The following is a 12,353-nucleotide window of genomic DNA, read 5'->3' as shown; positions in this document are numbered from 1 at the left end:
TTACCTGAGATAAACCCCCTCCTCATCCGCGTTACTTAGGATTACTTCAACATGTTCCGTAAGCGTGGTGCTCAATGAGTAACCTACATAGTCCGCATGAATCGGAAAGAGGTGATGGCCGCGGTCTACGACCACCGCTACCTGGACTTTCTTCATCGTGACTTTCAGAAAAGGCTCCAATGCAAAAGCAAGCGTCCGTCCGGTGTTCAGCACATCGTCGGCCACAATAACAACCTTGTTTTCAACATTAATTTCCCTGTCAAAAATGATAGGGCATTGAAAATGGATGTGTTTATCAAATCGCAGCTCTACAACCTGAACGTCCAGTGGAGAAATCGCAAGCAATTCAGTACTAAGCCTTTTTGCAAAAGCATATCCTTCTCCCGCAATACCGGCAATAATGATCCCGGTTTCTTCGAAATTATGTTCGTATATCTCAAAAGCAATCCTGCGTATCTTCTGGCCAGTCTGGTGTGAACTGAGGATTTGTCGACTGGAAGCAATGTTGCTGTCACTCATTGGGGTGTTAATTTGTTTAACAAGGAGTAGTAAAATTAAGAATACAAATCACTTCTTCATCAACTGGGCAAAGTTCTTCATCCATTCCGCCATGATGTTTTCGTATACCGGTAACTCGAGACTTGCAATGCCCTCATCCACTTTTTGCTGGCCGATCCGCTCCACTCTTAACTCCATCAACGCCTTATCATATGTTTTGGAAAACTCGGGATGCGCTTGCACCCCCAGCATATTTGTTCCAATTCGGAACATGGCGACAGGACAATCGGGCTCAGTTGCCAGTACTGTACTATTCGGCGGCAGCTTGATTATCTGATCCTGGCACATCATCAGCAAATTTAATGATGGCATCGAAGGGTTCATCCAATCCTCATTTTCCATCATATCAAAAGTATGCACACCCACGCACCAGCCTTTCGGGGATTTCTCAACCTTACCTCCCAAGGCTTCCGCCAGCATCTGATGACCGAAACAAACGCCCAGGTATACTTTTCCGGATTGATAAATTTCTTTTACAAATTGCTTCAAGCGAATAATCCAGTCCTCGTTGTCATAAACTGAAAACCTTGAACCTGTGCAGATATAAACTTCACATTCGTCCGCCGAAGAAGGAAAATGACCATTGCAAACATCGTAGAAAGTAAAATGCCAATCCATGGCAACACTTGTGAATAGGGATGGAAACATTTGTCGGTAGTCCCCATCAATATGCAGCAATTCCTCTCTAACATGGTCGCATTCGAGCAATCCAACTTTCATAAATAGCTAGGAGTTAATTTTCAAATGAAAAGATTTCGGCCGGGTTAATGCTTCATAACCCACCGTCGAAAGTGTACAACCCCTACCCGAATTTTTCACGCCCGTCCAGGCTAAGGCTGGATCGAGATAATCACAGCGGTTCATAAACCAAGTACCAGTTTCAACCTGCTCTCCGATTGCAATGGCAGCATCGATATCATTGGTCCAGATTGATGCTGTCAGACCGTATTGGCTATCATTCATCAACCGGATCGCCTCTTCGTCGCTGCTTACCGGCATTATGCCGACTACCGGAGCGAATGTTTCCTCGGACATTACTTCCATCAAATGATTGACATTAATTAAAACCTGGGGGGCAAGATATGGAGTTCCAGTTTTGTGCGAAGGGAATAAATTAGTATCAATCAACGCGGTAGCACCCTGCGCTATCGCGTCATCAATCTGCTTTTGCGCAAATGCAGCTGCGGATGTCCGCACCATTGGCCCCAATGTCGTCTCAGCGTTCAGTGGATCGCCCAATGTGTAGGTTTTTGTCAGTTCAGCGAAATCTTTTATAAACTGGTCATATATGTCCTTATGAACATAAATCCGCTCAATACCGCAGCAAGACTGGCCAGAATTAAAAAACGAACCATCTACCAGATTTTCAACTGCTTCGGCCAGATTGGCGTCTGCACGGACGTAGGCGGGGTCTTTTCCCCCCAATTCCAACCCACCAATGATAAACCGCTCATTAATGGCTTTTTGAACCGCATGTCCGCCTTCAACGGAACCTGTAAATGCCACATAATCAATCCGTTCATCGCCAATTACCTGCGCTACCTGATCGTGCCTGAGGTGCAGATACTGAAAAACGCCGTTGGGTAAACCTGCATATTCAAATGCAGCAGCATATCTTTCTGCACAAAGCGGCGTCTGCTGCGCATGTTTCAAAATCACAGCATTACCAGCCATAATCGCCGGAATGACCGAATTGACAGACGTTAAGTAGGGATAATTCCAGGGAGCGACCACGAACACCACACCCAACGGATCGCGACGGATAAATCTTTTGAAGCCGGAGATTTCATCTACCTCCACATCCGCAAGCGCCTTTCCTGCAACTGAAATCATATAATTAGCGCGCTCCTGAAACCCCTTTCTGATCTCATTCGCAGTGTAACGAATTGGACGACCCATTTGCCAGGTTAGTTCCAGCCCAATCTCATCCGCATTGTTCAGGAAATATTCGACAGCCTTGCGGCAAATTGTCTCGCGCTCCTCAATAGTCGTTTTCCGCCACGCCTTTTGAGCAGCAATCGCATCATTTAATGCTTTTTCGACAGCATTCGCATCTGCTAATTCACGCTCCACATACACAGAGCCATCAATCGGGCTTATTGTTTTTTGAGTTGACATTTTTTTCGAAGGGAGAAAAGGGGAAAGGGAAGAGAGGGAGGAAGGGGAATGAAAAAAAGTAAATATTTGCCCTTTTCCCTCATCCCCTTCCTCCCTTCTCCCCTTCTTCCCTTTCCACCCTATTTTTAAATCGGAGTTACATATGCCGAGGTGATTCCGCCGTCGACTAAAAAGTCGGTGCCGGTTACGAAGGATGATTCGTCGGAGGCCAGGAAAAGAGCGGCGTAGGCCATTTCTTTTGCTTCTCCAAAACGTCCCATTGGAATGTGGACCAGCCGCCTTTGTTTCTTCTCTTCTGTATTCAAAAATTTCATTAGCAATTCTGTGCGCAATGGTCCCGGACATAAGGCGTTCACCCGGATGTTCTCACGTGCATGGATAATCGCAAGCTCACGGGTTAGTGCCAGAACGGCTCCTTTGCTGGCCGTATATGCGACTTGCGGGGTAGCAGCGCCAAGAATGGCAACAAATGAGGCCGTATTAATGATGGACCCGCCGCCAGCTCTTTGTAATGCAGGTATCCCAAACTTACAGCCCAGGAAAACGCCCTTGGCATTGATATTCATCGTCAGGTCCCAGATCGCCTCCTCGGTTGTCATAGCATTATCGTCATCGCTATGCATGATCCCCGCATTGTTGAAAATGATATTAAGCTTGCCAAATTTTTCCTCAGTGAAAGCCACTGCCGCTTCACAATCAGCTGCTTTTGAAACATCTGAATGCAGAAAGAATGCCTCTCCTCCATTTTTGACTATTTCGTCTGCGGTTTCCTGTCCTGCAACATCATTCACATCGGTAACCACGATCTTGGCTCCTTCTTTTGAAAACAAAATAGCAGTTTCACGACCAATTCCGCCGCTACCACCTGTTATGAGGGCAACTTTATTTTCTAAACGCATTGATTTGATTGTTAACGGATTATAGTAATTGAGTTGTCTTGACCTATATCTGCTCGAAATAACGCTTCCTTTCCCAATCCGTCACCGAGGTATCATACGCCCTTTGTTCGGTTTTGAAAAAATGGGTGTAATGTTTCACGACTTCCGATCCGAATGTATTTTTGGCAAATTCACTGCCTTCGAATAATGTGACTGCTTCCGCTAATGTGTACGGCACTCTGGGTAAATGCGCTGCCGCGTAAATATCTCCCACAAAACATTCCGGCGGCTCAATTTTATTTTTAATTCCATCCAATCCCGATGCAAGCGACGCGGCAAAAGCCAGGTATGGATTACAATCTGCGCCCGGGATCCTGCATTCGATCCGGAGACCGGCGCCACTTCCGACTACGCGAAATCCTGCGGTGCGGTTATCATAGCTCCAAGCCAGGCGCGTTGGGGCCCATGAGCCATCCACAAAACGTTTATAGGAATTGATCGTTGGAGCGTACAATGGCATGACATCCGGAACATGTTTGATCCAGCCACCCAAAAACCACCGGAATAGGTCGGAACCTTTAACCGGACCAAATTCCTGATCGCCTGCGAAAGCATTTTCACCATCTTTCCACAAACTCATATGGATATGGCTGCTGGAACCTGCCTGGTCCGAAGCGAATTTCGCCATGAACGTAACCGAAACGCCCATCGCATCCGCGACCTCTTTCATGCATTGCTTATACACTACGTGGTTATCAGACATAGACAACACATCCGAATATTTCACATTCAATTCGTGCTGTCCGAGGCCCCACTCGCCTTTGGAAGTTTCTACCTGAATACCTGAATTTTTGAGATGCCTGCGGACAACGGAGGTGTATTTTTCATTGCGGGTACCCTGCATGATGTGGTAATCTTCAAGGTAATATCCGGCGGGCGTAAGGTTCTGGTAATTTTGCTGAAAAGCTTGTTTATAGCTGTTTTCAAGCAGATAATATTCCAGTTCCGATGCCGCGAAACATTGCATATGATCCGCTTCCAATGCGCTTAGCTGCTTTTTAAGGATAGATCTGGGCGCAATGGATTCCAACAGATGTGATTTTTCATTATGAACGTCACAAATAACGAGGGCTGTTTTTTCCAGCCAATCAGCGACACGTAATGTGTTTAGGTCCGGCACAAGATGGAAATCGCCATAACCCAATTCCCAATTAGCATATTGATATCCGGGTACCGGATCCATGGCCATGTTGGTAGTTAGCAGATAATTACAGCCGTGTGTCCCCGATGTCAAAACCGATTCCAGAAAATACTCCGCGTCGACCCGTTTTCCCATTAACCGCCCATAATGATCTGTAAAGCCGACTACCACGGTTTCAATCAACCCTTCTCCAATCTTGTCTTCAAGTTCCTCCTGTGTCAGAAATCCTTTTTTGTTCATCGAAAAGGGAAAGGTTAGCAATTACTTAGCGCAACTTGTCAATTTTTACATTCATTGGAAATTTTAGCAAAACTTTTTTCCCGGATGCTTTTTCCAATAAAGGTGTCAATATTTTACTCGCATTTTCCTGCGTCTGATCCAATATCCCCATATCCAGGGCTGATTTCTGGATTTGCTTTTCGGCTTGCTTGTATGCTTCCTGAACCAGCTTGCCTTCTTCGGCGAAGGCGTATTCGGTATTATAAACTTTTGATTTACTGTGATCTACCTTAAAAACACAAAGCTCAGGCTCGGGCATATTCACAACCAATGTCTCGTCGTCTGAGGTAATGTCTGCAATTTCGATTTGTGTCAGGTCAACGCACCCAATGGCTTCTCCCTGGACGATCAGAATGGCTTTGGCATTTGGCAGCCACACTTTCACAATTTCCTGCTCGACTACATCCTTAAAATTGTACTTAACCAATTCCAGCTTCCCCATTGCTGTGATTTCTTCCAAAACCAGCGCATGTACGGTCTCCGTTTTATCCTTTCCTCCCAGCCATTCCGGGAACCAGGTATCGGAACGAAGGTTCCCCCACAGCGATTGGATTCCTGACAATAAGAGTATCAGCACCAGCAACCGCACCAACCAAGATATCCATCGCATAAGTCAACATCAGATTAAATTTTTTCGGCTGTATTAATTTCCCTGGACATACGCTGGGCGATAATACTGGCCGCAATAAGCTGCAAGGAATGATAAAGCATAATCGGCAGTAGCATAAACCCAGCTTGCGCACCGCTGAAAAGCACTTTTGACATCACAGCACCCTGCACCAACGATTTTTTTGAACCACAAAAAACTGCCGTAATCTCGTCCTCCCGACTAAATTTCAACAGATTTCCAATGAAAGTGAGCAGAAAATAAATGGCAAAGAACAACGCGAACATTCCCAATCCTAAAAATACAATTTCTTTTATTCCGAGCGAATTAAACAAATGCTCCCCAAATGATTCGCAAAAGGATGTGTAAACAATCAGGAGGATCGAAGATTGATCAAAATAGCGAATGTACTTCTTATTATGCTCCGCAAAGTGTCCCCATCTTTTGTTAAGAAAAATACCCGCGAATACTGGTAATAACACTTGCAAAGCCAATTTTCCGACTACCGAAAGTAAATTGAAATGCTCCGGGCCGGCGTCCATCACCACCCCCATCCACAGCGGCGTAATCAAAACGCCGATCAGACTTGAAATACTGGCGTTAAAAATGGCAGCTGGTATGTTGCCGCGCGCAATGGAAACCATTACAACTGAGGAAGATACCGTTGAAGGGAGCGCTGTCAGGAAAAATATGGCCAGCCAGATGGTCTGACTTTCCTCCGTCTTGAATAACGGCCTGAACGCCAGCGCAACCAAAGGAAACAATACAAATGTAGACAAGTGTACCATCAAATGTAGTTTCCAATTGACCAGTCCAGCGCGTAACTTCTCAGGGCTGAGCCGAAGTCCGTAAAAAAAGAAAATGATGGAAACCGCATAACTTGAAATCTCCGAAAGGTGCAAAGGACTTTCCTTCATTCCCGGATAAGGCCAAAGCCAGGCAAGAACGATCATACTAAGTAATGCCAGCATAAATCCGTCCAATCCAGCCTTCCTTGCAGTCTCAAATATTTTGCTCATATCCCCGAATTTTGGCTAACAGCTAACCGCTAATAGCCATCAGCTTAAAAGTGTGTGGCGCAAAAAAAGGCGAAAAGAATGTTAAATAAAATTCGGCAGGCTTATTTAAAATGATACGTTAGAACCCCGGTTCTATCTGTCAGGTAGAATAGATTGTGAGTAGACTTTTCAATTTGCACCGTTCGGCACATTTTTGATTTAAATAACTACCAAATGTCACTGTCTTTTAGGACGTTACTACTCTCTGTTTTACTAATGAATCAAATCAGCACTTCCCAGGCTCAGTGGAAACTGTTCTGGTCGGATGAATTTAACACGGATGGGCCGCCAAAGACCATCGGAAAATGGCCGGATAGCGGCGAGATCGACATCATGGAATTTTATCGGGGAATGTTGCTCGCTAATCTTGCATGGGGCTCGAATGAGGAATATAAGCCGGTCTGGAATTCGGTTAAAACTCCTTTGGCTAAGTTCAATGATCCCGAATGGTCAAAGAAATTCCATGTCTGGCGAATGGACTGGGATGAAAAATCTGTGAAGCTATATGTAGATGATACCTTGCTGGCTTCACAGGAAATAGATCCAAAAATGAATCTCAAAAATAAGGATACCGCGCCTTTCAATCAGCCACATTATATGCTTCTGACGCTCGCTATCGCAGGTGACAACGGTGGCGACCCGTCGCAAACCGAATTTCCTGCCCGGTTTGAAATTGACTATGTAAAGGTATTTCAGAAGGAATAATTTCAACGGCCGATCAAATCCGGTTTCATACTTTTAAGGCTCTTTCTGGTCTTCTTGGAAGATTTCTTTCTGCGTCCCCACCAGATAATGGTTCCTGTAACAGGCAAACTCGCGCATATCAGGCTGGCAAAAAACATTAACATTTTTCCTGGCAGCCCTAGAATTGCCCCTGTGTGAATGTCATAATTCATCCTGCGCAGTTTTTGGGCGAAATTGGCTTCACTATATTTCCCGCTATATGGGCCTGTCGCCTTTATTTTTTTTAATGTATGCTGATCAAAATAATTGTAATCCACCTGGTAGTAAGTCCCTTCCCTGAAATTCACGTAGGAGTATATTGATTCTGACCGCAAGTGTGGAAAGGAGATATTGAGGCTTGCATATTGCGGATATTCTCTTTGCAAAGTGTGCCAGGCGTGGTCAACCGCCTGCATAGGCTTGGAATTGGCAACAACCGTTGTATCGGAAGCTGGGTTGTAATATACAGCAGAACCTTCGCCGCCCGTCAAAGTATACAACCCCTGCGAAAACCATTGAAAGCCCCAGACAAGTCCTGTTAACGCAAGAATAATCCCGATCGACATCGCGTAAAAGCCCATCACATTATGTAAATCATAGTTTTTACGTCTCCACTGCGCATTCCATTTGATAGAAAATCTTTGTTTTGCCGCAGATTTGTTTTTCGGCCACCATAATACCAGTCCGCTGATCATCATCACAAAAAATACGAGTGTAGCGGAAGCTACCACTACCTGACCGATGGTCTCGGGTAGCCACAGATAGTAATGTCCGTGAAGGATGAAATGGAAAAAATCGCCGTTTTCGTCCCAAACTTTGGCCACCTTGCCATCGTAGGGATTGAGGTAAACAACATAGTAATATTCAGGATTGAGATTATAGAACCCAACCTGCGCATTTTTGCCCGGGACGTCATAAAGCATACCCTTTGCCTTTTTGCCCGGCAATTCCTTTTCGGCAATGGCTGCTAATGTGGAAGGTGGCAGGATCGTCCCCTGCTGGGGCTGCTCATAAAACATATAAGGCTGGGTAATTGCCTTTATCTCCTGCTCAAATGCCAGGATGCAGCCGGTAATTGAAATCACAAACACAATTATTCCCGAAGCCAGGCCCAGGTAAAGATGAATTTTGCCAACCAGTTTTTTCATCCGCGTTCAGTGCTTGATTCTTATTTAGACTTATTCCAACTACGAAGATAGGATTATCAGGCATTTGAATGCCATGAAATGCAAGAAATACACCTTTTTTGATTTAAATAATAGGAAAAGTGAAACCCTACTTAATCAAAATCATATTTATATACAATAGGCTACATATCCGTTGACAGCGCGACATCCCGTTTAGGAAAAAAAATCTGTAATTTTGCACCTTTAAAAATCTGAAAGGGTTTTAAAATTAATGCCACTTACATTACAGCTAGCAGTCAGCCGCTGATAGCTACCAGCTAACATGAAATACAACGAATATAAAAATCTGAGTTACCCGCAAATCGGGGACGAAGTGCTGCAATTCTGGAAAGACAAAAAGATTTTTGAAGCTTCGGTTGAAACCCGTGAAGGAGCTCCGACATTCACATTTTATGAAGGGCCTCCATCCGCGAACGGAACACCAGGGATTCACCATGTGATGGCGCGTTCTATCAAAGATATTTTTTGCCGTTACAAAACACTTCAGGGTTTTCAGGTGAAACGTAAAGGCGGCTGGGATACGCACGGGCTCCCTGTGGAGTTACAAGTTGAAAAAGAGCTTGGTATCACAAAAGAGGACATTGGTAAAACAATTTCCGTAGCAGAGTATAATGAAAAGTGCCGACAGACGGTCATGAAATTCACGGATCAGTGGAATGACCTGACCGAAAAAATGGGATACTGGGTTGACCTTGACGATCCTTATATTACGTATAAAAGCGAGTACATTGAGAGCCTTTGGAGCCTGCTTAAAAAGTTGTACGACAAAGGTCTGCTTTATAAAGGTTATACCATCCAACCCTATTCTCCTGCTGCTGGCACCGGACTTTCTTCGCATGAATTGAACATGCCAGGAACGTATAAGGATGTGAAGGATACGACGATTGTAGCGATGTTCCGGGTTATCGCTCCTGAGACTTCCCAAGTCTTTGGAGACTTCGGAAGTCTGGATATCCGGATACTGGCATGGACGACAACGCCTTGGACGCTTCCTGCAAACTCTGCTTTGACCGTTGGCGCTAATATCATTTACGTATTGGTAAAAACTTTCAATCCTTATACGCACGAGCCAGTGGCCGTAGTGCTTGCGAAAGATTTACTTGGCAAATATTTCTCTGAAAATAGCCTTGACGGCGATTTTGAAGGGTATCCAGCCAGCGATAAGAAGTTACTTCCCTGGTCAGTTCTGTCTGAGTTTAAAGGAAGAGATTTGGAAGGCGTTGAATATGAACAATTGCTTCCTTATGTGCAGCCAATCCTTGGACCATCCGATAAACCTGCATTCCGGGTTATATTAGGCGATTTCGTGACCACTGAGGATGGTACTGGCGTGGTCCATACTTCACCGACATTTGGTGCGGACGATTTTCGGGTTGCACAGGCCAATGGAATTCCGCCTATCATGGTGAAAGATGAAAATGGCAAAGACGTACCGATCGTTGATCGCCAGGGCCGTTTTGTAAAAGAAATAACTGATTATGCAGGACGCTATGTGAAGCCTGAATATTATTCCGAGGAAGAACAAAATGATCCGGAATTCAGGCCAACAGACGTTTTGATCGCTATCAGACTCAAAGAAGAAGGAAAAGCTTTTAAAGTAGAAAAATACGAGCACCCTTACCCACATTGCTGGCGTACCGATAAGCCGGTTTTATATTATCCCCTCGATAGCTGGTTTATCAAAACCACAGCAATGAAAGATCGTTTGGTGGAACTGAATAAAACCATTAACTGGAAACCTGAGAGTACTGGGACGGGCCGTTTTGGCAACTGGCTTGAAAATCTGGTCGACTGGAATTTATCGCGTTCGCGGTACTGGGGAACGCCCCTGCCGATCTGGCGTAATACTTACGGGGACGAGGTTTGCGTAGGGTCGATTGAAGAACTTAAAGACCTGTTGGAAGAAGCCATTATTTCGGAACATCTTAGCAAAGAACAGGCTGCAAACAACTCGGATTACTTGCTGAAACTACAACATGGTGACTTTGATCTGCACCGTCCCTATGTTGATAACATTGTACTTGTATCGAAAAAAGGCAATGTAATGCACCGCGAGCCAGATTTGATCGACGTATGGTTCGATTCGGGAGCGATGCCGTATGCGCAATGGCATTACCCTTTCGAGAATCAGGAGATATTTAAGCAAAGCTATCCGGCCGATTTTATTTCAGAGGGGGTGGATCAAACGCGCGGCTGGTTCTTTACGCTGCACGCGATTGCCGGTATGTTGTTTGATTCCGTTGCATTCAAGAATGTCGTTTCAACCGGTTTGGTTTTGGACAAAAATGGCAACAAAATGTCCAAGCGTATTGGAAATGCCGCTGACCCATTCAAGACGCTTGCTCAATATGGACCTGATGCAACCCGCTGGTATATGATCACCAATGCTGAACCATGGGATAACCTGAAATTCAACAGTGAGGGGATTGGGGAAGTACAACGTAAGTTTTTTGGGACTTTGGTAAATACTTATAATTTCTTTGCGCTTTACGCCAACCTGGATGGATATGAGTTCGGGCGGCGATCCGCACATGAAACAAATTCAGTACCGATTGAAGAACGCACGGAACTGGATCGTTGGATTTTGTCAAAATTGAACACGTTGGTTAAGGACGTAGAAGAGCAATTTGACGAATATAATCCAACCAAAGCGGGTCGCCTTGTTCAGGATTTTGTGACGGATCAACTGTCCAATTGGTATATCCGCCTGAACCGCCGTCGGTTTTGGAACCCGTCGCAGGAATCGGGTACGGGACTTACGGAAGACAAAAAAGCTGCTTACGAAACATTGCAGCATAGCCTGGTTACTGTTTCCCAATTAATGTCGCCAATCGCTCCGTTTTTTGCAGAATGGCTGTACAAAAGTCTGACGGATGGTGATAGAGCGGCATCCATTGCCAATAATACTGGACATAAATATGAGTCGGTACACCTTACCTACTGGCCAAAAATTGAGGATGAGTTTGTAGACCTGGACTTGGAAGAATCGATGGCATTAGCGCAGACTATCAGTTCATTGGTTCATTCAATACGAAAAAGCCATAAGCTTAAGGTGCGGCAGCCGCTGTCTAAAATACTGATACCCGTTTTAAGTGATAAAACTAAACAACAGATTGAACAAGTTAAGTCAATTATTCTTACTGAGGTAAATGTTAAAACCGTGGAGTTTGTCCATGATGACAGCGGAATCCTGAAAAAGAAAATCAAGCCGAATTTCAAAACATTGGGCCCTAAATTTGGCCCGAGAATGAAAGAAGTGGCGGCAGCGATTTCTGCGATGGTTGAAACTGAAATCAAGGAAATTGAAAAAAATGGTTTAATAACCCTTAAAAGTGCCGGTTCTCAAATCGATATTGCCATTAACGATGTAGAAATTATCGCGGAGGATGTTCCGGGATGGCTGGTCGCAAGCGAAGGCGGATTGACCGTGGCGTTGGACATAACTGTGAGCAATGAACTCAGATTGGAGGGCATTGCGCGGGATTTTGTAAACCGTGTTCAAAATCTGCGCAAGGATAGTGGATTTGAGGTTACCGATAAAATCAGGATCACATTACAGAATAATGATAGTTTGCTGGCTAGTGCTGTGACAGCCAATAAAGAATACATCTGCCAGGAAGTGCAGGCCCTTGATTTGAATTTGGTTGGAGTCTTAAATGGTGAAGCGAAGGAAATTGAAATGGATGAATTTCTTTTGAGAGTTAAGATTGAAGTGGTTTCGTAATGAAATAATTTTAAGCAAAA

The 12,353-nt window shown here is 44.7% G+C and carries 10 protein-coding genes; 2 read left to right on the top strand and 8 right to left on the bottom strand.

Annotated features, from left to right (window positions below):
- The 7 genes from FHS68_RS03910 to FHS68_RS03880 form a co-directional block, all read right to left on the bottom strand.
- Positions 1 to 519 (bottom strand): phosphoribosyltransferase family protein, encoded by a 519-nt coding sequence (locus FHS68_RS03910; RefSeq protein WP_167267390.1) that lies wholly within the window; start codon positions 517 to 519, stop codon positions 1 to 3.
- Between the two features lie 48 nt (positions 520 to 567).
- Entirely contained in the window at positions 568 to 1,278 is a 711-nt protein-coding gene (locus FHS68_RS03905; RefSeq protein WP_167267388.1) for a glutamine amidotransferase-related protein, read from the bottom strand.
- Between the two features lie 6 nt (positions 1,279 to 1,284).
- Entirely contained in the window at positions 1,285 to 2,676 is a 1,392-nt protein-coding gene (locus FHS68_RS03900) for an aldehyde dehydrogenase family protein (protein ID WP_167267386.1), read from the bottom strand.
- Positions 2,677 to 2,801: 125 nt separating this feature from the next.
- On the bottom strand, positions 2,802 to 3,575 hold the full coding sequence (locus tag FHS68_RS03895) for a glucose 1-dehydrogenase (RefSeq protein WP_167267384.1): 774 nt from the start codon (positions 3,573 to 3,575) through the stop codon (positions 2,802 to 2,804).
- A gap of 43 nt (positions 3,576 to 3,618) precedes the next feature.
- Positions 3,619 to 4,995, bottom strand: coding sequence for a glutamine synthetase family protein (locus FHS68_RS03890; protein WP_167267382.1), 1,377 nt, complete (start codon positions 4,993 to 4,995; stop codon positions 3,619 to 3,621).
- Positions 4,996 to 5,020: 25 nt separating this feature from the next.
- Positions 5,021 to 5,644, bottom strand: coding sequence for a DUF4230 domain-containing protein (locus FHS68_RS03885; protein ID WP_167267380.1), 624 nt, complete (start codon positions 5,642 to 5,644; stop codon positions 5,021 to 5,023).
- A 14-nt stretch (positions 5,645 to 5,658) separates the two neighbouring features.
- Positions 5,659 to 6,660 (bottom strand): bile acid:sodium symporter family protein, encoded by a 1,002-nt coding sequence (locus FHS68_RS03880; RefSeq protein ID WP_167267379.1) that lies wholly within the window; start codon positions 6,658 to 6,660, stop codon positions 5,659 to 5,661.
- 213 nt (positions 6,661 to 6,873) lie between these two features.
- Between FHS68_RS03880 and FHS68_RS03875 the strand changes: the two genes are divergently transcribed.
- Positions 6,874 to 7,404, top strand: coding sequence for a glycoside hydrolase family 16 protein (locus FHS68_RS03875; RefSeq protein ID WP_167267377.1), 531 nt, complete (start codon positions 6,874 to 6,876; stop codon positions 7,402 to 7,404).
- Positions 7,405 to 7,406: 2 nt separating this feature from the next.
- Here FHS68_RS03875 and FHS68_RS03870 read toward each other — a convergent pair whose 3' ends face one another.
- Positions 7,407 to 8,570 (bottom strand): PepSY-associated TM helix domain-containing protein, encoded by a 1,164-nt coding sequence (locus FHS68_RS03870; RefSeq protein ID WP_167267375.1) that lies wholly within the window; start codon positions 8,568 to 8,570, stop codon positions 7,407 to 7,409.
- A 301-nt stretch (positions 8,571 to 8,871) separates the two neighbouring features.
- On the opposite strand from FHS68_RS03870, the gene ileS reads away from it, so the two are divergent.
- The gene (gene ileS / locus FHS68_RS03865) at positions 8,872 to 12,333 is read left to right on the top strand and encodes an isoleucine--tRNA ligase (RefSeq protein ID WP_167267373.1); all 3,462 of its coding nucleotides are present in this window, start codon (positions 8,872 to 8,874) and stop codon (positions 12,331 to 12,333) included.
- Positions 12,334 to 12,353 lie beyond the last annotated feature (20 nt).

The organism is Dyadobacter arcticus, assembly GCF_011762185.1.
GTDB classification, from domain to species: domain Bacteria; phylum Bacteroidota; class Bacteroidia; order Cytophagales; family Spirosomataceae; genus Dyadobacter; species Dyadobacter arcticus.
The sequence above is the reverse complement of the archived record's forward strand: the minus strand, read 5'-3'. Positions and strand labels throughout refer to the sequence as shown.